The following is a 20,206-nucleotide window of genomic DNA, read 5'->3' on the forward strand; positions in this document are numbered from 1 at the left end:
CGAAGCCACGGCCGCGGGTCCAGACCGCCGTACGTCACACTCCGGGGCCCGCCCCCGGCCGGTCCGCCCCCGGCCGGTCCGCGCGCCCCCCGGCCCCGAGCGGGCCCGTGTCCCGGAACGGCGTGGCGGCCTCGATGCGGGGCAGGCGCCGCCGGGCCACCCGCAGCACCACCGGGGGCAGCGCCGCCCGCACCGGCTGCACGAGCCGCAGCCAGCCCGGTACGTACACCGCCGTGCGGCGCCGCTCCACGGCCCGCGCGAGGCGCGCCGCCACCGTGCCCGCGCCCGTGGACCCGCGTGCGGGCGGCGGCATGCTCGCCCGCAGGCCGCGCAGCACGCCGTGCTCCTCGACGCCGCCCAGCATGGCGGTGTCCACCCAGTTGAGGTAGGCGATGCCCACGGCGACACCCCGGTGCGCCGTCTCGGCCCGCAGCGTGTGCGCGAACGCCTCCACCCCGGCCTTGGACACGGAGTAGGCGCTCAGCAGGGGCGCGCCGCCGACCGCCGCCAGCGAGGCGATCTGGAGGAAGTAGCCCGAGGTCGCCAGCAGGTCGGGAAGGAAGGCGCGGGCCGTGTGCGCGCTGCCGACGACGTTCACGTCGAGCACCCGCCGCCAGCCCTCCGGGTCGCTGGCCAGGAACGGGCCGCCCGCCGCGATCCCGGCGTTGGCGACCACGGCGGACGGCGGAGCCAGGCGCTCGCGCACCTCCCGCGCCGCAGCACGCAGGGCGTCGAGGTCGGTGACGTCGACCTCGCGGACCAGGGAGGGGCCCGGCAGGGCGGCGGCCGTGGCCTCCAGGCCCGCCCGCTCGTGGCCGAGCAGGGCGACCCGCGCGCCCCGCCGCGCCAGCTCGTGCGCGAGGGCGGCGTCGATGCCGCGCGCGGCCCCCGTCACCACGACCGTCCGGCCGCGCAGCGGACCGGTGTCCATGAAGCCCCCTACAGCTTGCGGCCCGTGCGGTCGCGGCGGGCCAGGAGCCGCTGCGTACCGGCCAGGGCGGGGAAGCGGCGGCGGCGCAGCGCGGCCCGCGCGGCGTTGGCGCCGGGCGCGCCGTGCACGCCACCGCCCGGGTGCGCGCCCGAGGACGCCAGGTACAGCCCCGCCACGGGCGTCTCGGGGCGTCCCGTTCCGGGCAGCGGCCTGAAGAAGAGCTGCTGGTGGAGGGCGGTGGTGCCGCCGTTGATGGCCCCTCCGGCGAGGTTGGCGTCCATGGACTGCAGCGTGGGCGGGGCCAGGATCCGCCGGGCGCGGACCAGACGCCGGAAGCCCGGCGCGAACCGCTCGACCTGGCGCTCCACCCGCTCGGCCATCAGCTCCTGCTCCTTGGCGTCCCAGGCGCCGGTGAGGCCGTCGTCGCCGGCGTCCCCGCGCACGTCGTGCGGCACGTGGGTGTACGCCCAGGCGGACTCGGTGCCCCGCGGGGAGCGGGACGGGTCGGAGGTGCTCATCTGGCCGAACAGCAGGAAGGGCCGGTCCGGGATCCGGTGCATGGCGATCTGGGCGGCGAACCGGGTCAGCTCGTCCACCCCGTCGGCCAGGTGGACGGTGCCGGCGCGGGCGGCCTGCTCCGCCTGCCAGGGCACCGGGCCGTCGAGCGCCCAGTCCACCTTGAACGTCGCGAAGTCCCACTGGAAGCGGCGCAGGTCCTCCAGGACCTGCCCGGGCAGGTGCTCCGGCTCGACCAGCTCCCCGTACAGGGCGGGCACCGACACATCCGCGAGCACCGCGCGCCGGGCGGGCACCGCGTCCCCGGCCGCCGTGCGCACGCCGACGGCCCGCCCGCCCCGGACGACGATCCGCTCCACCCGCTGCCCGCAGTGCACGCTGCCGCCGCGGGCGTTCAGGCGCGCGATCAGCGCCTGGGTCAGGGCGCCGGAGCCGCCGACCGGCACGGGGAAGCCGTAGCTCTGCCCGAGCATCGACATGAGCCAGCCGTAGCCGCCGCTGCCGGCCGCCTCGGGCGCGAGGTCGGCGTGCAGGGCGTTGCCGGCCAGGAGCAGCCGCCCGCCCTCCCCGCGGAACTCCTCCTCGCCCAGGCGGCGCACCGGCAGCACCAGGGAGCGCGCCATGCGGAGCCCGCCGCCCGCCCGCAGCCGCAGCGCGAGCCGGGAGCCGGCGCGCACGGGCGGGAAGGGCGTGAACAGGGCGTCGATGAGGGCGGAGCGCAGGTCCTTCCACACGTCGTGCAGCCGGACCCAGGCGGCCCCGTCGCCCGGCGCGAAGGCGTCGAGGGACGCGGCGGTCGTGGCGACGTTCCGGTCGAGCACGGCGCAGCGCCCGTCGGTGAGCGGGTGCGCCAGGACGGCCGGGGCGTGCGACCAGCGCAGCCCGTAGTCCTCCAGGCGCAGCCGGGCCAGCACCGGCGAGGCGGCGGCCAGCGGGTAGAAGGAGCTGAAGAGGTCGTTGACGAAGTCGGGGTGGACGCCGCTGTCGTGGCGCACCGCGCCCCCGGGCTCCGGCTGCGCCTCCAGGACCCGTACGCTCCACCCGGCGTCGGCCAGCAGGTTAGCGGCCACGAGCCCGTTGGGGCCCGCGCCGACGACCACGGCGTCAGGCATGGGCCGGTCCCCTCCCGCGACCGGCGGCGGCCCCGGCATCGGCGGCGTCCCCGGCGTCCCCGGTGGCCCGCCCGTCGCGCGCGTCGTGCTCGCACAGCCGGGCGAGGCGGCCGAGCATCGCGCGGTGCCGCACCTGGATCAGCGCCTCGAACCCGGCGTTGTGCAGCCGCCCGCCCGCGCCCTGCAGCGGGTGCTCGTCGAAGACGACCAGGCAGTGGTCGCCCCAGGGGCGCAGCTCTATGGCGATGCGCGCCGTGCCGAGCGGACCGGCCTTGGCCTCCAGCTCCAGGACGGAGCCCTCCTCGCAGCGGCGCACGACCGTCTCGCTGGACAGCTCCAGCGGACCCAGGCGGACCTTGTAGGCGATGGCCGCGTCCTTGTGCGGCCACCGGCCGCGCACGGGACGGGACGACGCGGTCCCCACGACCCACTCGGCGTACCGGTTGCCGTCGGCCAGCACGGCCCAGACGTCGGCCGGCGGCCTCTTGATCAGTCGGTGGCGAACGGCCACAACTACCTCCTGTCGTCCCCCTCGCTCCTGGACATCCCGGGTGCCCCCGCCGCACGGGACCAACCCTCGCGCCGCCCGGAGCCGGGCCGGCGCCGTGCGGCTCCCGGCGGGCCGGTGACGAGGGCCGCCTCCGGGCAACGTACGTCCGTACGGTGCGGGGTGCCACACGGTGGCGCCGCGCGGACCCGGCCCCCGGTACGCGCTCCCGCGCCGCACGGCAGACTTGTCCCGGCCCTGTAGATTTCTGTGATTGCCCGGCCGTCCTCGGCACGGGGCCCGGCGCGCGCGTGCCGGCGCCCGCCCGGGGCCGGGCAGCGGACGCGGGGCCGCTACGAGGCGTGGAGGCGCGGGAATGCACGTTCCGTCCGATCCGACCGGCGGCCAGGAGCACGCCGGCACGGTGCGGCGCCTGCTGGGCAGGACGCTGGACCGCCTCGGCGCCGGCGCCTACGCGGTCGACGCCGACGGCGCCGTCCTCGCGGTGAACGCGCAGGCCGAGGCCCTCCTCGGCCGCCGGGCTGCGGACATGGTCGGCCAGGACGCGCACGACCTGCTGCACCGCCAGGCCAACGGGATGGCCATGCCCCGCAGCCGGTGCCCGATGATGACGGCCTTCGTCGCGGGCCGGCCCCGCCAGCAGGACGTGGGCTACTTCGAACGCGGCGACGGCTCGCTGCTGACCATGTCGTGGCTGGTGGTGCCGCTGCGGCTCACCCCGCACGACACCGGGGCGCTGGTGGTGTTCCACCCGAACGAGCCGTCCGGCTTCCCGCTGCCGGTGTCGGCCTACCAGGGGGAAGGGCTCACCGAACTGGAGCGCCTGGCCCTGCTGGCCGAGACCACCACGCAGCTCACCGCCACCCTCGACATCAACGAGGCCCTGGACCGGCTGGTCCGCCTCGTCGTCCCCCTGCTGGCGGACTGGGTCGTGATCGACTTGATGACCGACAGCGGCGAGGTGCAGCGCGCCCTGGTCGCCTGCGGCGAGGGCGGCCGGATCACGCGCAGGGAGGACCTCCAGGGGGCCGTGCTGCCCGTGCCGGAGACCTCGCCGCTGCCCCTGTCCCGCGCGCTGCGCGGCGCGGGCTCGACGCTGGCGACCCCGCTGACGTACCAGGGCCCGCCGGACTCCGACGTCGCCGTCGAGCAGCGCAGGCTCTTCGACGTCACCGGCATGCACTCCGCGGTCGTCGCGCCCATCAGCAGCCTGCGGGAGGTCCTCGGCGCCCTCACGCTCGGCCGGTCGAAGCGGCCCGAGCCCTTCACCACGGCCGAGATCCCGCTCCTGGAGGACATCACCCGCCGGGCCGGGCTCGCCCTGGAGAACGCCCGCCTCTACCAGCGCCAGCGCAAGGTCGCCGAGACCATGCAGCGCCACCTGCTGCCGCAGCTCCCCCGGGTGCCGGGCCTGCGCATGACGGCCCGCTACCTGCCCGCGCCGCGCGCCTCCCAGGTCGGCGGCGACTGGTACGACGTCTTCCGCCTGCCCCACCAGGCCCTCGCCCTGGTCATCGGGGACGTCGCCGGACACGACCTGGACGCCGCGGCCGACATGGCCCAGCTCCGCAACATCCTGCGGGCCTACACCTGGTCGCAGGCGGGCCCGCCCAGCGTCGTCGTCACCCGGTTCGACCAGGCCCTGCCGCACATCACGGACGTCGGCATCGCCACCATGGTCCTCGGCCACCTCTCGCCCCTGCCCACCGGGGGCTGGGAGCTGACCTGGACGAACGCCGGGCACCCGCCGCCCCTGCTCGTCACGCCCGACGGCACGGCCCGCTACCTGGGCGGCGGGCAGGGCATCCTGCTCGGCACCCACGCCGACACCCCCCGCGCGGACGCCACCGTCACGCTGCCGCCGCTGTCGACGCTGGTGCTGTACACGGACGGGCTCGTCGAGTCGCCCCGGCACCCCATCGACGACGGTCTGGAGCGGCTCCGCGGGCACGCCGCCGCCCTCGCCGGGCACTCGCTCGAGACCTTCACCGACGTCCTCCTGGACCGCGCCCGGCCGCCCGACAACGACGACGACGTCGCCGTCCTCGTCGTGCGCGTGCCGGGCCCGGAGGAGGCGCCGCCGCGCTGAGCCGGTGCGGGCCGCGCGCCTTCCGAGGCCCGTCTGCTGGGGCCCGCCTGCTGGCCCGCCTTCCGAGGCCCGCCTTCCGGATGAGGCACTCTCGGCGGGATGAGGCACCCCCGGCCGCCCGCGGGGCGGCCCCGGCTCACCGCCCGTACGCCTCGCGGCGGGGCAGCGGTCCCACGCCCGTGCGGCGGCCGGGCTCGGCGGCGGCGTGCCGCTGCCCGGGGCCGGGGCCCGAGCGGGCGGCCAGGGCGTCCGCGACGGCGCCCGTGGTGAAGGCGTAGACGGCCTTGTGCAGCAGGTCCACCGCCAGTTCCGCGCGGGGCCAGGTCTGCGGCGGCGCGCCGACGCCGGTGGCGTTCTCCAGGATCTGGTCGTTGGTCAGCCGCACCACGGTGAACTTCGCCGACGCCACCGGGCCGCGCAGCCCCGCGTGCGCCATCACCGACCGGAGCACCCCGAGCAGTACGCCCTGCCCGTAGTGCATCGCCCAGTTCACCGCCCGCGGCTGCCGGCCGCCCGGCCGCTCGGGCAGGCCGGTCAGGCGCTCCAGGGTGCGCGCGGGCACATGGGAGTCGGGCCGGCCGGTCAGGCGCTGCTCCGCCTTCTCGCCCAGCGTCATCACCGCCACGCCGACCGCCCCGGCCGCGAGTCCTTGCCACAGTGCACGTTTGCTCATGCCGCCACGGGTACCCATGCACCGGGTTCCCATCGCCCGCCCGGCGAAGCCGCTACCCGCGCGGCAGCGGTCCGCCACCCGGATGCGGCGCCGGGCCGACGACCGGGGCGCACCCCGGGTACACGTGCCAGAGCCGCCCGCGACGAGAGGGAGACCAGCCGCCGATGAGCAGCGAACCGGCCCGCCCCGCCCCCACCGCCGAAGGCCCGCTCCCGAGGCGGTCCCTGGCCGTCTGCGCGCTGATCGGCGCGGCCGTGATGGCGGCCGTCGACGAGGTGGTCTTCCACCAGATCCTGCACTGGCACCACTTCTACGACCGCTCCACCCGGGGCGTCGGCCTGCTCTCCGACGGCCTGCTGCACACCGCCGAACTGCTCGGCCTGGTCGCCGGGTTCTTCCTCTACGCCGACCTGCGCCGGCGCCGCGCCCTGGCCCCCGCCCACGGCGTGGCCGGCGTCCTCCTCGGCCTCGGCGCCTTCCAGCTCTTCGACGGGGTCGTCGACCACAAGCTGCTGCGCCTGCACCAGATCCGCTACGGCGTCGACGTCACCGGCTACGACGTGGCCTGGAACGCCGGCGGCCTCCTCCTGCTCCTGGCCGGCGCCGCCCTGGCCGTACGGGCCGGGCGCCGCGACCGGGACCACGAGCGGGACCGGGACCACGACCGGGACCGGGACCACGAGCGGGACCGGGACCACGACCGCGACCGGGACCAGGGGCGGGACCGGAACCCGGACCGGCCGACGGCATGATCCTCACGCTCGCCCACGCCCACGCCCCCGCCGCCTCGCACGTCCACGCCCCCGCCCACGCCGGTCACGGCGGCACCGGCCTCTTCGGGACCGTCGTCGCCGCGGCCGCGCTGCTGGCCGCCCTGACCTATCTGTCGGCGGCCGCCCGGCTGCGCGGGCGCGGTGACGCCTGGCCCCGCCTCCGGGACCTGTGCTTCGCCACCGGCTGCGCCGCCCTGGCCCTCGCCCTCACCGTCACGCTGCCCGGCGGGCCGTTCACCGCCCACATGGCCCAGCACCTCACCGTCGCCATGGCCGCGCCGCTGCTCCTCGTCCTGGGCCGCCCCCTCACGCTGGTCCTGCGGGCCCTGCCCGGCGGCTCCCCGGCCCGCCGCGCCCTGCTGGCCGTGGCGCACGCGCGGCCCGTCGGCGTGCTGCTCTTCCCGCCGCTGGCCGCGGTCCTGGACATCGGGGGCCTGTGGCTGCTGTACCGCACCCCGCTGTCGGCGCAGGCCGCGCACCACCCGCTGCTCGGCGCCGCCGTCCACGCGCACGTGCTGGTGGCCGGGCTGCTGTACACCTTCGCCGTCTGCCAGCTCGACCCGGTACGGCGGCGCTGGGGCCCCGGCCGGCGCGGCGCCACGCTGCTGGCCGCGGGCTGGGCCCACGCCGTCCTCGCCAAGAGCCTCTACGCCACGCCGCCGCCGGGCACCGCCTACGCCGCCGGCGACCTGCACACCGGGTCCCAGCTCATGTACTACGGCGGCGACCTCGTCGAGGTCGCCCTCGCCACCGTCCTCGCCACGCGCTGGTACGCCGCCACGGGCCGCGCGCGCCGCCGCCGCGCCCGCGGAACCCCGTACGGCCCGAGCCGGTCCTCCGCCACCGCGTGAGCGTGCCGCCCGCGCGGGGCGCGTCCGCTCAGCCGTCCTTGCCCATGGCCCGGCGGACGGCGTCCTTCGTGCGGTCCATCAGCGCGGCCACGGGACCGAGGGTCATGTTCGCCGCCCCCGACTCCACGCCGGGGTGGGGCCGGGTGGGCGCCATGGCCTCGGCGGCCCTGACCGCCTTGGCCATCGCGGCCAGGTTCGTCACGTCGGTGCTGCGGCGGATGTGGGTGAACTCGTAGCGCTCCTCGGCCCGGGCGTGCTCCTGCACGTCCGCGCGCAGCGCGAGGAGCTGCGGCATGAACTTCGGGTCGTCGGTGTCCACGTCGTCGAGGGCCGCGAGGGTCTCCTTGGCGGCCTTCTCCTCCGCGAGCCGGTCCTCGACGACCTGCCCGCCACCGGCGAGCCCCCGGCGGGCGAAGGGGTGGACGACCTCCTCCTCGGCGGTCTCGTGCACGGCGAGCAGCCGCACCAGCCGCCGGAAGGCGTCCCGGCGCTCGTCGCCGGTGGACGCCTCGACCTCGTCGAAGAGGTTGCGGATGTCGCCGTGCTGGCGCATCAGCAGGGACACCACGTCGCTGTCCCGGTCGTGGTCGTCACCGGCCTGCGGGGTCGTGAGCTCGGCCATGTCGGCAGCCTCCTACTTCTCCCGCAGCGCGGGGTCGGGGTGCTCGCCCTCGGTCTGTACGCGGTACTCGCGGCCGAACATGGCGTCGTGCTCGGCCATGACCCGCTCGCTGGGCGGCGCCTCGCCGCCGTGGATCTCCTCCTGCATCTTCTCGAAGCGCTCGTGGGCCTCGCGGACGTAGCCCGCGCCCAGCGTGGTGAGGTCGATCTGCGTGTCGAGCAGTTCGCGCACGTAGGCCTTGTTGGGCTCGAAGGTGAGCACGTTGGGCAGCTCCGTGGCCAGCACCGACTCCGGCTCACGCCCGTCGTGACGCCGCATCAGGTCGCAGGCCTGGTGGAGGTGTTCCAGCTCCATGTTCAGGTGCAGCTCCCAGATGGCCTTCACCCTGGGGTCGCTCTCCTGCTCCATGAAGGAGTAGTAGAGGTAGCACTCGTTGTACTCGTGGTTGACGAGCTGCTCCCACCAGGTCTCACCCGGGTCCACCAGGGACTCGTAGTGCGTGACGTGCTCCTCCTCGATGAGCCCGATCTCCTGGTAGAGCCGGCGGGCGATCGGCTCCATGTAGGTCGGGCCGACGTTCATGTAGAAGTTCATGGTCTGCTGCTCGGCCGACATGATCGTCAGGGCGTGCAGCTTCGAGAGCGGGTTCGTCTCGTCCTTCGCGTACGGGTCGCGCACGTTGTCCACCGGGTCGCGGTGGTGGAACTTGGTCGGCCGGCCCGGGATGACCTCGGTGAGCCCGTCCACGATCGACTCCGCCTTGCGGTGCTCGATCATCTCGTACAGGTTCGCGTACCGGTACAGGTGGTCGAAGTCCTCCAGGACTCCGAACTGGTACGCCTGCTTCAGGTACGGGTCCGGCTCCATGCGCGCCACCCACGCCGTGAGGTCCACGGCGACCTGCTCGTAGGCGATCGTCGTCTCCAGGACCGAGGAGACGCCGGGAAGCAGCCAGTTGACCACCTTCTGCTGCTGCGCCTCGATGTAGCGGACGCGGGCGAGCCGGCGCTTGACCTCGGGGTCGACCGTGTTCCGCGCGAGCTGGTGGCTGAACAGGATCGCCTCCACCTCGATCCCGTTCATGGTGATGATCCGACAGCGCGTGTACGGGTCGCAGTGGTCGGGGTCGATCGGTTTCACGTCGAGCTCGCGCCAGTTGCGGAGCTGACGGTCCAGCGGGATGCCTCGTTGTTCGAGCGGGTTGAAGGTCACGATCGTTCCTCCTGTGGGGAGTGGGGGATCGGGTGAGCGAAGTACCCCCCTCGGTCGCGTCCAGTCCGGGCGATGTGCGGGGGCGCCTCACTCATGCTTGGCACACCGGTGAGGTCGCGCCACCGCACCGCAGTGGCCGCGCGAGCCCCAGGACGGGGCGCGACGGCCGGTGCGCGTACGGGACACGCCGGAGGGTGCGCGCGGCCGGGCGCGGGCGGCCTCGGCCCCGGGCAGGGGGACACCGCCGTTCGGGTGGCACGCCCAGAGGGCCCGTTGCCGGGCGGGCGCCGGGGCACGACGGGGCGCGGGTGCGTGGGGGCGCTCCCGCACCCCGCCTCCCACGCCGCGCCGAGCCGACGCAGGGACGCCGCGTCCACGGCGTCCTGGGGGCGGGGCAGGGGCTGGTCCTGCTCGTCCCTGGTGTCCCGGCGGATCAGGGCACGGGTGAGCGCGTCACCGTCCGGTACGTGGCGCCGCACGGCCGGCCACGGCACGGTCTCCTCGGCGGACGCGTGGCTGAGGACGAGCGGGACGAGGTCCATGACGCTCCCGCTCCTCGCCGGGGCCGAGCTCCTGGTGGCGGCCCCTCAGCCGGTCCGCTCGGCGTGGTCGCGGCGCTGCCGCGCCGGCACGCTGTCCGGGCCGCCCAGCTCCTCGGTGGTCCGGCCCTCGACGGTGGTGGGCACGTCCGTCACCGGCCGGGCCCGGTCGTGGCGGAACGGCGGGTGAGCAGCGCGCCCAGCGCGATCATGCCGATGCCGAGGGCGAAGTGCAGCCAGTCGTCGGCGGTGTTCAGCGGCACGAAGTTGGCGCTGCTGTGGTGGTCGACGAGCAGCCCGTACAGCCAGAGGACCAGATAGACGGCGCCCCCGACCAGCAGGAACGTCCGGGCGGTGGCGGCGGAGCGGGACAGGGCGAGGCCCGCGGCGCCGAACGCCAGGTGGACGAGGTTGTGCAGGACCGAGATCTGGAAGATGCCGAGGAGCTCGGCGCCGGAGTCGTGCGAGGCGAACTTCATGCTGTCGTAGTCCGTGGTGACGCCGGGGATGAACCCCAGTACCCCCACCAGCAGGAATACCAGCGCGACGAGCAGCGCGGCCTGCTGCACCGGAGTACGGGCCGTGCGGGACGCGCGCGTACGTGTGCTCATGGTGGTGGCCTTCTTTCTCGGGGCGCGTCGTGGTGCGCGCCGTCGTGCGGCGGGTACCCCCGACTCGCTTCACTATCTCCGAGGGCGAAGGGTTGTGCAGCCGCAAACGACGGCGGTGACGCGGGCCCGGCCGGTCAGGCGGCCTCCCGCTCCGCGGGGTCCGCGCGCCGGGCGCGGCGGGCGTCGGCCCCGGCCCTTCCCCCGGGGATCAGTCGCAGATGTCGCCGGGGCCCCGCGTGACGTGCCGCGGTGGGCCGCAGGAGGCTGTCCTCCAGGCGGTCCATCGCGAACAGGAGCAGCCCCAGCGCGGGCAACAGCAGGATGGCTACCACAAGCACGCCGAACTCCCTCTCGGCTGACGGCTCAGGGACGGGTGCCCGTCCCGCCGCCCCCGATGAGCGACTCCTTGTGAAGATGGCGCAACGAATGCGAACACCGGGAAACCGGTGTGGCGGTCAGGCGCCGCCCGCCGCCAGGCCGTCCAGGTAGCCGTCCAGGAGCTCGACCTGCCGCCGCGGCGGGAACTCCGCCGGGGCGAACAGCGCCTGCACCACCAGGCCGAGCACGAAGGACTGGGCCGCGGCCGCGGTGGAAGCGGGGTCGCCGGGAGGCAGTTCGCCGAGCTCCTGCGCCGCGGCCACCCGCTCCCGCAGCCGGTCGCGGCCCGCGGCGTACTTGCGGGCGTACTCGGCGCTCAGCGCGGAATCGCAGAGCGCGGCGTCCCAGGAGGACACCCAGATCCGGTTCCGGTCGGTGGCCTCGGGGGTCAGCGGCAGGATGTCGAGCAGCGCGTCCCGCAGGGCGGCGAGGCCGGTGCCCGGGCGCCGCCGGGGGCGGGCGAGGGTGCGCTGTTCGAGCAGGTCGAGCGCGTACTCCAACAGGGCGCGCTTGGTGGGGAAGTAGTGCGTGAGCAGGCCGGTGGTCGCCCCCAGCTCGGTGGCGACGGCGCGCAGGGTCAGACCGGCGAAGCCGCGGGTGGCCATGACCTGCCAGACCGCCTCCGAGACGGCGTGCCGCCGGGCCTCGTGATCTCCCTTGGTGCGTGGCATGCCGCCACGGTACATTGCCGTAACGCTTGTTATGTGAAAAGGGGGTCGGCATGTTCTCGCTGGAGCTGCGCGACGGCGCGCGTCTGGGGCCGCTGGAGGTCCATCACGCCGAGGAGTTCGCCGCGCACCTGGACCGGGCGCGCGAGCACATCAGGCCGTGGGTCGGCGCCGCGTTCGTCACCGACGACGTCGACGGCGCGCGGGCCACGCTCCGGCGCTACGCGGAGCGCCGGGCCGCGGACGGGGCGCGGCTGTACGGCATCTGGCGCGCGGGGGTGCTGGTGGGCGGCGTGATGTTCACCGCGTTCGACGCGGACGCCGGCTCGTGCGAGGTCGGCTGCTGGCTGGAGCCGGCCGCCGAAGGGCACGGCCTGGTCACCGGCGCCTGCCGCGCGCTGCTCGAGTGGGCGTTCACGACCCGGGGGCTGCACCGGGCCGAGTGGCACTGCCGGGCCGACAACGACCGCAGCGCCGCGGCGGCGAAGCGGCTCGGCATGACCCTGGAGGGCGTGCGGCGCGAGGCGTGGCCGTACGACGGCGTGCGCCACGACGCGCAGTTGTGGGCGGTCCTGGCCACCGAGTGGCGGGACCGGGACCGGTGAGCGGCGAGGGCCTGGCCGCCGATGCGGTGAACGAGCCCGCCGCTCGCATGGACCGGGTGCGAGCTGCCCGGGCGGCGGACGAGCCCGCCGCTCGCGTGGACCGGGTCCGCACTGCCCGGGCGGCGGACGAGCACGCCGCTCGCGTGGACCGGGTCCGCGCGGCGCTGCGCGCGAGCGGCGCAGCCGGGGAGGTCGTGGAGCTCGACGGCCCCGCCCCCACGGCGGCGGCCGCCGCGGCCCGGCTCGGCTGCGCGGTGGGGGCGGTCGCCAACAGCCTCGTCTTCGCCGTCGACGGCGCGCCGCTGCTCGTCCTCACCAGCGGCGCCCACCGGGTGGACACCCGCCTCCTGGCCCGGCTCCTGGGCGTGGGCCGCGGCAGGATCCGCCGGGCCGACCCCGCCTTCGTCCTCGCCGTCACGGGCCAGGAGGTCGGGGGAGTGGCGCCCGTGGGCCACCCCCGCCCGGTGCGGACGCTCGTCGACGCCGCCCTGGCCGGGCACCCGTACGTCTGGGCGGGCGCCGGGGCCGCGCACGCGGTCTTCCGTACGACGTTCGCGGAGCTGGTGCGGCTGACGGGCGGGGAGGCCGCCGTGGTCGCCGCCGACGGGCCCGGGGACCGCTGAGGCCGCGCGCGGCCACGGGCGGTGTCCGGGAACCGGCCGCGCACGAACGACGGCTGGGACAGTCGGGCACAGCGCTCGCTGTACCCGGCTGCCCCAGCCGTCCTGCGGGTCAGGGCTCCCGCCGCCCTCCCGCGGTCAGGCGCGTCGTCGGGCCCACATGGGCGTGACGAGGGCGATGAGGACCGCCGCGATGCCGATCTGGAGGACGTGGCGGATCCAGTCGATGCCGCCGGTGTCGCGCACACCGAAGGCGCTGGCGAGCGCGTTGCCCCCGACGGCGCCGACGATGCCCAGGAGGACCGTCAGCCACAGGGGAATGGGCTGGCGCCCCGGAACGACCAGCTTCGCCAGCAGGCCGACGATGAGCCCCGCGATGATGGCCCAGAGGAACGACACGACATCTCCTTCCGTCACTGCCCCGAACTTCGGGTGACCTCCGCGTTCCCGCTCGAAGCGGTCGTAAGCCCTCCGTTTGAAGATCCGTGCAGCTCGGCGTCGTCCGCGACGGGGTCGTGGCCCGTGCGCCGCGCGCCGTACCAGTCCAGGCACAGCACCGTCGCGTCGTCCTGGAGGTGCCCGCCACAGGCGTCGCGGACGGCGGTGACCAGGACCCGGACGGCCTCACGCGGGTGCAGGCGCCGGGTGTCGCGCACGAGCGCGGGCAGGTCCACCTCGGCGGCGGCCCGCTCCTGCATGCCGTCGGTGAGCAGGAGCAGCCGGTCGCCCGGGCGCAGCTCCAGCTCCTGTACGTGGTAGGCGTGGGTCGCGGAGGCGACGCCGAAGGGCAGGTTGGGCCGCAGGGCCAGCTCCTCCACGGCGCCGTCGCGCAGGAGCAGCGGTCTCGGGTGGCCGGCGTTGATCAGCTCGACGTGCCCGTCCTGGAGTCTGATGCGCAGCAACTGCCCCGTGGCCAGGCCGCGGTGGTGGTCCAGGAGGGCCTGGTGCGCGCTGCGGGCCTGGTCCGCGATGTCGTGCCCGGCCCGCCGGGCGCCGCGCAGCGCGCCGAGCAGCAGCGTGGCGAGCAGCGCGGACTCGGTGTCGTGGCCCATGGCGTCCGTGATGGACAGGTGCAGGGTGCCGCGGTCCAGGGCGTAGTCGTAGGTGTCGCCGCCGATGTCGTCGGCCGGTACGAGGCCGCCCGCGACGGAGAACTCCGCGGCCTCGCAGCACGCCGAGGACGGCAGCAGGTGGTGCTGGATCTCGGCGGCCAGACTGGTGGGCGTGGTGCGGCGGGCCCGGTGGTAGAGGTCGGTGAAGCGCCGGTCGGTGACGATGATGTACGCCAACGCGTGCGCCCCGTCGGCCACTTGGCGCAGGACGGAGTCGTCGGCGAGCGGCAGCGTCGCCTCCAGCACGCCGACGCAGTCGCCCCGGTTGGTGACCGGCGCGACCACGTACGTGCCGCCCTCACCGTCCGGCTCGACGTGCGGGCGCTGGGACCGCAGCACCCTCTCGTACACGCTGCCCCGCAGGGCGACGCGCTGCATCTTGTGTCCGCTCTCCGGTCCGTCGGCCGTGGTGAGCCGTACCAGCTCCTCGCCGATCAGGTCGACGAGCAGGAACGACACGCGGTCGGCCCCGAACCGCTTCTGCAGGTTGCGCGCCACGACATCGACGGACTCCACCGGCGAGGCGTCCTCCGCCTCCGCCAGGACATCCCCCAAGCCCAGCACATCGCCGTCCATGGCAGCCTCCTTCGATCGCCGCTACTTCTTCCCCGGGTGGGTTCGCTCTCACCCGGCGGCTCGGAGGCGGCGGGACGGAACCGGCTCGTCCGCGGCGCGCGGCCCCGCCGGACGCACGTCCGCGCGGGTGCGTGGGGCGCGTGGGACGCGCGGGAGGTTCAGGCACGGTGACCGAGCGCTCCGCGCGCTCCGCCCGCGCGGGCTCAGTCGGCGGCCAGCAGGTGCTCCGCGGCGCCTTCGAGGGCGCGGGCGGTCCGGGCCGCGCGGGGGAGCATGGCCGCCTCGTAGGCGCGGACGGCGTCGTCGACGGTCGCGGCGCCCGCGAGGGCCAGGGCGAGGTCACTGGCGTCCAGCAGGGCGAGGTTGACGCCGACCCCCAGCGGCGGCATGAGGTGGGCGGCGTCGCCGAGCAGGGTGACCGTCGGGCTGTGCTCCCAGGTGTGCGGCACGGGCAGGGCGAGGATCGGGCGGTCGACGTAGGGCCCGTCGTTGTCGGTGATCATCCGTCGCATGCGGGGCGACCAGTGGGCGTAGCTCTTCAGGAGCCGGTCGCGGAGGGCGTCGGTGTCGTCGGCCGCGAGGCCGCTCGCGGCGATCCAGTCGGCGGGCACGCGCTGGATGAGGTACGCGCGGATGTGGTCGCCGCCGTTGCGCTGCGCGAAGAGGCCGCGTTCGCCGTCGGCGGCGTGCGCGCCGCCCTGGCCGACCAGTGCGGCGATGTCGGGGTGACGGGCCTCGACGTCGGTGAACCACGCCTCCAGGAAGCTGACGCCGGTGTACGCCGGTACCGCGGACGAGACGGCCGGGCGTACCCGCGAGAAGGCGCCGTCGGCCCCGATGACCAGGTCGGCCTCGACGGTGGTGCCGTCGGTGAAGCGCAGCCGCCGCGGCCCCTGCGCGGGCCCGCCGACGCGGTCGAGGCCCTGGCCCCAGCGCACCGTGCCGGGCCGCAGCGAGCCGAGGAGCAGCTCGCGCAGGCGGCCGCGGTCGATCTCCGGCTTGAACAGCTCGCCGGGCGCCGGGAGGTGGTGGAAGGTGAGCGCGCCCGCCGGGTCGAGGCGGCGCATCTCCTGCCCCTCGGGCCGGGCCAGCGCGAGGAACTCGTCGAGCAGCCCGGCTTCGCGCAGCGCGACCTGGCCGTTGTCGGCGTGCAGGTCCAGGGTGCCGCCCTGGTCGCGCGCGCCGGGCCCGGCGTCGCGCTCGTGCACGGTGACCTCGATGCCGTGCCGCTGGAGTATCCGGGCGCAGATCAGGCCGCCGGGCCCGGCGCCGATGACGTGGATCCGGGCGTGGCGGGGGTGCGGGGATGTCATGGGGTGTCCTTCGCTGGGGCGGGGCGGGTGGCCGCGCGGCACCACGACGGCGCAGCGCGGCCCGAGGCCTGCGGGCCGCACCGAGCACGCGGTCGCCGCATTCGAAAAGTAGAGTAGAAAGAAAAGTAGAATGTGACAACTGATTGTCGCGTGGCACCTTCGGATAGGGTCACGTCATGACCGAGCCCGTTGTCAGCCGCCGTGAGCGCAAGAAGGCCGCCACGCGCCAGGCGATCGCCGACGCCGCCCTCCGGCTCTTCCTGGAGCGCGGCTACGACCAGGTGAGCATCAAGGACATCGCCGAGACCGCGGACGTGTCGACCGCCACGGTCTTCAAGCACTTCTCCGGCAAGGAGGCCCTCGTCTTCGACCAGGAGGAGAGCACGGAGGCCGGACTGGTCGCGGCCGTGCGCGAGCGGCCCGCGGGGCGGGGCGTCCTCGACGCCCTGCGCGAGCACGTGCTCACCACCTGGCTGCCGATCGCCGCGCACCCCCAGGCGGAGGAGTTCACCCGCCTGGTCAACACCACCCCGGCGCTGCGCGCCTACGCCGAACGCATGTGGACCCGGCACACCGACACCCTCGGCGCGGCGCTCGCCGACGAGTGCGGCGTCGCCCACGACGACCTCGCCTGCACCGCCCTGGCCCGCTTCGTCCTGGAGGTCCCCACCCTGGCCCGGCGCCACCCGGACCGCGGGGCGGCCGTGGAGCAGCTCTTCGACATCCTCGCCCACGGCTGGCGGCCCCCCGGCCGGGCCGGCGCTCCCGCGGACGCCTGACCGGGCCGGGCCCGGCGACGGAGCTGCCGGAGGCGGTCCGGAATGCGGCGCTCCGGCCCGGCGGCGCTCAAGAAGTACGTGTACGACCGGAAACGCGCACACACGCCCACGCGGAAACGCGCACACGCGGGCACCGAGAACGCGAAACGGGTGCGAGGCGGCTCCGTGGCCGTCCCGCACCCGTTCCGCGGGGGTGCGTGCCCGTCAGCGGGTCAGCAGGCAGGTGACCGTGCCCGCCAGGGTGGCGGTGCAGGTCATCAGGGCCGCGGTGACGGTGTGCCGGATCAGCAGGGTCCGTCTGAGGGCGGCGTAGCGGGCCTCGTACTCGGCGCGGAGCTGCGCGGCCCGCTCGACGGTGCCGCGCAGCATCTGCCGGGTCAGGGCGAGGCGGTGCCGGGTGTAGTGGTGGGTGAGGTCCTCCGCCTGACCGGTGGTCAGCCAGGGCAGGCCGGCGCACAGGGCCTCCGCCTCGCGCCGGGCCTGCTGCCGCTCGCTCTCCAGGAGCAGGTACCCCTCGGCCTCGCGGACGAGCGCCGCGCCCTGGTGCTCCCGCGCGGCGGTGTGGCGGCGCCTGGTCATGAGCGGTCGCCCTCGTGGCCGGAGGCGTCGATGACGTCGCGCTGACCCGTGTTCTCCTTCTGGTCGAGCCGGGCCACGTCCGGGTGGTGCAGGTCGAAGGCGGGGGACTCGGAGCGGACGCGGGGCAGGGTGGTGAAGTTGTGGCGCGGGGGCGGGCAGGACGTGGCCCACTCCAGGGAGCGCCCGAAGCCCCAGGGGTCGTCGACCTCGATCTTCTTGCCGTACTTGGCGGTCTTCCACACGTTGTACAGGAACGGCAGGGTCGACAGGCCCAGCAGGAAGGCGCCGATGGTGGAGACGGTGTTCAGGGCGGTGAACCCGTCGGCGTCCAGGTAGTCGGCGTACCGGCGGGGCATGCCCTCGGCGCCGAGCCAGTGCTGGACCAGGAACGTGGTGTGGAAGCCGATGAACAGCGTCCAGAAGTGGATCTTCTCCAGGCGCGCGTCCAGCATGGTGCCGGTCATCTTCGGCCACCAGAAGCTGAACCCGCCGAACATCGCGAACACGATCGTGCCGAACAGCACGTAGTGGAAGTGCGCGACGACGAAGTACGAGTCGGTGACGTGCCAGTCCAGGGGCGGTGAGCCGAGGATGACGCCGGTCAGACCGCCGAAGAGGAACGTCACCAGGAAGCCGACGGACCACAGCATCGGGGGCTCGAAGGACAGCGAGCCCCGCCACATGGTGCCGATCCAGTTGAAGAACTTCACCCCGGTCGGGACGGCGATCAGATACGTCATGAAGGAGAAGAAGGGCAGCAGCACGGCCCCCGTGGCGAACATGTGGTGGGCCCACACGGTGACGGAGAGGCCGGCGATCGCGATGGTCGCCCCCACCAGGCCCATGTAGCCGAAGATGGGCTTGCGCGAGAACACCGGGATGATCTCGCTGATCACCCCGAAGAACGGCAGCGCCAGGATGTACACCTCGGGGTGGCCGAAGAACCAGAACAGGTGCTGCCACAGGACGGCCCCGCCGTTCTCGGAGGCGAAGACCTGCGCGCCGAAGCGCCGGTCGGCCTCGAGCACCAGCAGCGCCGCCGCCAGGACGGGGAAGGCGAGCAGGACCAGCACCGAGGTCAGCAGCACGTTCCAGGTGAAGATCGGCATGCGGAACATGGTCATGCCCGGGGCGCGCATGCAGATGATGGTGGTGATGAAGTTGACCGAGCCGAGGATCGTGCCGAAGCCGGAGAGCGCCAGACCCATGATCCACAGGTCGCCGCCGACGTACGGGGTTCGCTCGCCGCTGCTCAGCGGCGTGTACGCGGTCCAGCCGAAGTCCGCCGCCCCCTGGGGGGTGAGGAAGCTGCCGAGCACGATCAGGCCGCCGAAGAGGAACAGCCAGTAGGAGAACATGTTCAGGCGCGGGAAGGCCACGTCCGGGGAGCCGATCTGCAACGGCATGATCGCGTTGGCGAACCCGGCGAAGGTGGGCGTCGCGAACAGCAGCAGCATGATCGTGCCGTGCATGGTGAACGACTGGTTGTACTGCTCCGGGGAGAGGATCTGCAGGCCGGGCCGGGCGAGTTCGGCCCGGATCGCCATGGCCAGCAGGCCGCCGACGAGGAAGAACGCGAACGACGTGATCAGGTACAGGTGCCCGATCTTCTTGTGGTCCGTCGTGGTCAGCCACGAGACGAGCACGCGTCCCCGGCTACGGCGTCCGTGGACCGGTACCAGGGTGACCGGCGCCGCCTGTTGAGTCATCAACATTCCTTACGTCAGTGACATGTGCCGCATGGGGTTATCAACCTGCCGTAAACCCACCAAGTTGGCGCGATGACGCGCTTGAGAGCGGGTACCGCGTAACCAGATCACCGCCGTCCACACCCTCAGGTCCTCACTCCGTTCGGTTCTCGCACAACGGGTGCGCTCCCGTCCCGCCCGGCCCTGGCGCACCGGAGGTGTTCCCCCGTTCGCATCCGCAGCCGTTGCCGCTGCACACGTGGCCCATGTCGGCGATAGGGGGACGGGGTGCGGGTACCCGGCGCGCATCGGCGCGCACCAGGGCGCGCCCCGGCGGCTGGCGATGACGGAGCGGCACATCGGCAGCGAGGTCATCGGCTACACCCGGCTGCGTACGGGCCGTCATCCGCCCGGACGGCTGAGCCGCGGCCGGCGAGGGCGGCCGGAGCGCCCCGCCGGCCACCGAGACCTCGTCCATGCCCCTGTCCAAGGCGCTGCGCGGGGTCACCCCCGCGGTGCGTGCCTAAGGCGTGCGCGGTGGGTCGCGCAGGACGTCGGCGGTGATGGCCGCCAGGGACCGGCCGGTGCGGAAGGCCTGGGCGCGCAGGAGGGCGAGGGCGTCCTCCGGGGTGACGCCCTGCCGGGCCGCCAGGGTGCCGACGGCGCGCGACGTGTCGTACCAGTGGGCGCGCACCACCTCCTCCGGCTCCCACGACGGGGCCTCGGAACCGGTCAGGAGCATCTCGCGGGTGGGCATGAGGGCGGCCGTCACCGCGTCGGCCACGGCGGCCGCCTCCTCCATGGCCTCCGCGTCGAGAGCGTGGGAGTCGTACGCCAGCAGGTCGACCGAGCCGAGGACGTAGTCGCCGAAGAAGAGCGGGAAGCCGTACACGGACCGCACCTGCGGCAGCTTCTCCCGCACCTGCGCCCCGAACAGGGGCCAGGGCGTCACGTCCCGCCACAGATCGTCCAGCGCCACGGGCTCACCCGTCTGCGCGGCCTCGATGCAAGGCCCCTCCAACACCGTGAACTGGGTCTCCTCAAGCAGCAGGGCATCCTCGTTGGACGCGGCGAGCAGTTGGCGCGACGGGGTGTCGGTGAGCAGCGACAGCGTGGCACCGTCCACCCCGAGCCCCTCGCACACCGCCGCGCACACCCGCCGGGGAACCTCCCGGTCGGGCGCGCCCGCCGCGGCCTCCGCCACCAGCCGCACCGCCTTCATCGCCTCGGCCGCCATCCGTCCCTCCGCTGCCCTCACTCATGACGGGGGCCCGACCGTCCCGGCCGTACGCGTCGGCCGTACGGGCAAGGGGCCCCTGACGTGCGGGTACCGCTTCCCGCCGCGCACCCCGGGTGCCCCGGATCGCCCCGCGCACGCTCCCGCGGCGGGCCGCCCCGGTCGCCGGCCGGCGCGACGGAAAGGGCGGCCCGCCACCAGGGGCGATACGTCC

General features: G+C 74.8%; 21 protein-coding genes. 6 read left to right on the top strand and 15 right to left on the bottom strand.

Annotation, left to right across the window (positions count from 1 at the left end):
* Nucleotides 1-34: 34 nt before the first annotated feature.
* Genes IE330_RS11370 through IE330_RS11380 form a run of 3 tightly spaced genes read right to left on the bottom strand, consistent with a single transcriptional unit; the run spans nt 35 to nt 3,070 of the window.
* Nucleotides 35-931: an SDR family oxidoreductase gene (locus tag IE330_RS11370; protein WP_190135800.1), complete on the bottom strand. Its 897-nt coding sequence runs from the start codon at nt 929-931 to the stop codon at nt 35-37.
* An 8-nt stretch (nt 932-939) separates the two neighbouring features.
* Nucleotides 940-2,559, bottom strand: coding sequence for a phytoene desaturase family protein (locus tag IE330_RS11375; protein ID WP_190135801.1), 1,620 nt, complete (start codon nt 2,557-2,559; stop codon nt 940-942).
* The gene (locus tag IE330_RS11380) at nt 2,552-3,070 is read right to left on the bottom strand and encodes an SRPBCC family protein (protein WP_190135802.1); all 519 of its coding nucleotides are present in this window, start codon (nt 3,068-3,070) and stop codon (nt 2,552-2,554) included. Before IE330_RS11380 ends, IE330_RS11375 begins: the two co-directional genes overlap by 8 nt.
* Before the next feature lie 352 nt (nt 3,071-3,422).
* Here IE330_RS11380 and IE330_RS11385 point away from each other — a divergent pair, with 352 nt between their 5' ends.
* Nucleotides 3,423-5,156: a SpoIIE family protein phosphatase gene (locus tag IE330_RS11385; RefSeq protein WP_190135803.1), complete on the top strand. Its 1,734-nt coding sequence runs from the start codon at nt 3,423-3,425 to the stop codon at nt 5,154-5,156.
* 136 nt (nt 5,157-5,292) lie between these two features.
* On the opposite strand, the gene IE330_RS11390 is transcribed toward IE330_RS11385, so the two are convergent.
* Nucleotides 5,293-5,829 (bottom strand): hypothetical protein, encoded by a 537-nt coding sequence (locus tag IE330_RS11390; protein WP_190135804.1) that lies wholly within the window; start codon nt 5,827-5,829, stop codon nt 5,293-5,295.
* A 164-nt stretch (nt 5,830-5,993) separates the two neighbouring features.
* Here IE330_RS11390 and IE330_RS11395 point away from each other — a divergent pair, with 164 nt between their 5' ends.
* Nucleotides 5,994-6,581, top strand: coding sequence for a DUF2243 domain-containing protein (locus tag IE330_RS11395; protein WP_190135805.1), 588 nt, complete (start codon nt 5,994-5,996; stop codon nt 6,579-6,581).
* Complete coding sequence (locus tag IE330_RS11400; RefSeq protein WP_190135806.1) at nt 6,578-7,453, top strand: cytochrome c oxidase assembly protein; 876 nt, start codon at nt 6,578-6,580, stop codon at nt 7,451-7,453. The genes IE330_RS11395 and IE330_RS11400 overlap by 4 nt, the downstream gene beginning before the upstream one ends.
* 28 nt (nt 7,454-7,481) lie before the next feature.
* Here the strand turns inward: IE330_RS11400 and IE330_RS11405 are convergent, their stop codons facing one another.
* The 5 genes from IE330_RS11405 to IE330_RS11425 all read right to left on the bottom strand — a co-directional run bounded on the left by IE330_RS11405 (nt 7,482) and on the right by IE330_RS11425 (nt 11,486).
* The gene (locus tag IE330_RS11405; RefSeq protein ID WP_190135807.1) at nt 7,482-8,075 is read right to left on the bottom strand and encodes a hemerythrin domain-containing protein; all 594 of its coding nucleotides are present in this window, start codon (nt 8,073-8,075) and stop codon (nt 7,482-7,484) included.
* A gap of 12 nt (nt 8,076-8,087) precedes the next feature.
* Nucleotides 8,088-9,287: a hypothetical protein gene (locus IE330_RS11410; protein WP_190135808.1), complete on the bottom strand. Its 1,200-nt coding sequence runs from the start codon at nt 9,285-9,287 to the stop codon at nt 8,088-8,090.
* A gap of 691 nt (nt 9,288-9,978) precedes the next feature.
* A complete protein-coding gene (locus tag IE330_RS11415; RefSeq protein WP_190135809.1) occupies nt 9,979-10,437 on the bottom strand; it encodes a DUF4383 domain-containing protein in 459 nt (152 codons plus the stop codon).
* 134 nt (nt 10,438-10,571) lie between these two features.
* Nucleotides 10,572-10,775, bottom strand: a complete 204-nt coding sequence (locus tag IE330_RS11420) for a hypothetical protein (protein WP_190135810.1) — start codon at nt 10,773-10,775, stop codon at nt 10,572-10,574.
* A 117-nt stretch (nt 10,776-10,892) separates the two neighbouring features.
* Nucleotides 10,893-11,486 (bottom strand): TetR/AcrR family transcriptional regulator, encoded by a 594-nt coding sequence (locus tag IE330_RS11425; RefSeq protein WP_190135811.1) that lies wholly within the window; start codon nt 11,484-11,486, stop codon nt 10,893-10,895.
* Between the two features lie 50 nt (nt 11,487-11,536).
* On the opposite strand from IE330_RS11425, the gene IE330_RS11430 reads away from it, so the two are divergent.
* Nucleotides 11,537-12,088, top strand: coding sequence for a GNAT family N-acetyltransferase (locus IE330_RS11430; RefSeq protein ID WP_190135812.1), 552 nt, complete (start codon nt 11,537-11,539; stop codon nt 12,086-12,088).
* Nucleotides 12,085-12,711: a YbaK/EbsC family protein gene (locus tag IE330_RS11435; RefSeq protein ID WP_373314624.1), complete on the top strand. Its 627-nt coding sequence runs from the start codon at nt 12,085-12,087 to the stop codon at nt 12,709-12,711. Before IE330_RS11430 ends, IE330_RS11435 begins: the two co-directional genes overlap by 4 nt.
* 135 nt (nt 12,712-12,846) lie before the next feature.
* On the opposite strand, the gene IE330_RS11440 is transcribed toward IE330_RS11435, so the two are convergent.
* The 3 genes from IE330_RS11440 to IE330_RS11450 form a co-directional block, all read right to left on the bottom strand.
* Nucleotides 12,847-13,107, bottom strand: a complete 261-nt coding sequence (locus IE330_RS11440; protein ID WP_190135813.1) for a GlsB/YeaQ/YmgE family stress response membrane protein — start codon at nt 13,105-13,107, stop codon at nt 12,847-12,849.
* 14 nt (nt 13,108-13,121) lie between these two features.
* A complete protein-coding gene (locus IE330_RS11445; protein WP_190135814.1) occupies nt 13,122-14,396 on the bottom strand; it encodes a PP2C family protein-serine/threonine phosphatase in 1,275 nt (424 codons plus the stop codon).
* A 203-nt stretch (nt 14,397-14,599) separates the two neighbouring features.
* Entirely contained in the window at nt 14,600-15,709 is a 1,110-nt protein-coding gene (locus tag IE330_RS11450; protein ID WP_190135815.1) for an FAD-dependent oxidoreductase, read from the bottom strand.
* A 176-nt stretch (nt 15,710-15,885) separates the two neighbouring features.
* Here IE330_RS11450 and IE330_RS11455 point away from each other — a divergent pair, with 176 nt between their 5' ends.
* On the top strand, nt 15,886-16,488 hold the full coding sequence (locus IE330_RS11455; protein WP_190135816.1) for a TetR/AcrR family transcriptional regulator: 603 nt from the start codon (nt 15,886-15,888) through the stop codon (nt 16,486-16,488).
* 204 nt (nt 16,489-16,692) lie between these two features.
* On the opposite strand, the gene IE330_RS11460 is transcribed toward IE330_RS11455, so the two are convergent.
* The 3 genes from IE330_RS11460 to IE330_RS11470 form a co-directional block, all read right to left on the bottom strand.
* Entirely contained in the window at nt 16,693-17,067 is a 375-nt protein-coding gene (locus tag IE330_RS11460; RefSeq protein WP_190135817.1) for a hypothetical protein, read from the bottom strand.
* Nucleotides 17,064-18,776 (bottom strand): aa3-type cytochrome oxidase subunit I, encoded by a 1,713-nt coding sequence (gene ctaD / locus IE330_RS11465; RefSeq protein WP_190135818.1) that lies wholly within the window; start codon nt 18,774-18,776, stop codon nt 17,064-17,066. Before ctaD ends, IE330_RS11460 begins: the two co-directional genes overlap by 4 nt.
* 502 nt (nt 18,777-19,278) lie before the next feature.
* On the bottom strand, nt 19,279-19,992 hold the full coding sequence (locus IE330_RS11470) for a GAF and ANTAR domain-containing protein (RefSeq protein ID WP_190135819.1): 714 nt from the start codon (nt 19,990-19,992) through the stop codon (nt 19,279-19,281).
* Between the last annotated feature and the right edge of the window lie 214 nt (nt 19,993-20,206).

Origin of the sequence: Streptomyces longispororuber (assembly GCF_014656095.1) — a bacterium.
Taxonomy (GTDB): domain Bacteria; phylum Actinomycetota; class Actinomycetes; order Streptomycetales; family Streptomycetaceae; genus Streptomyces; species Streptomyces longispororuber.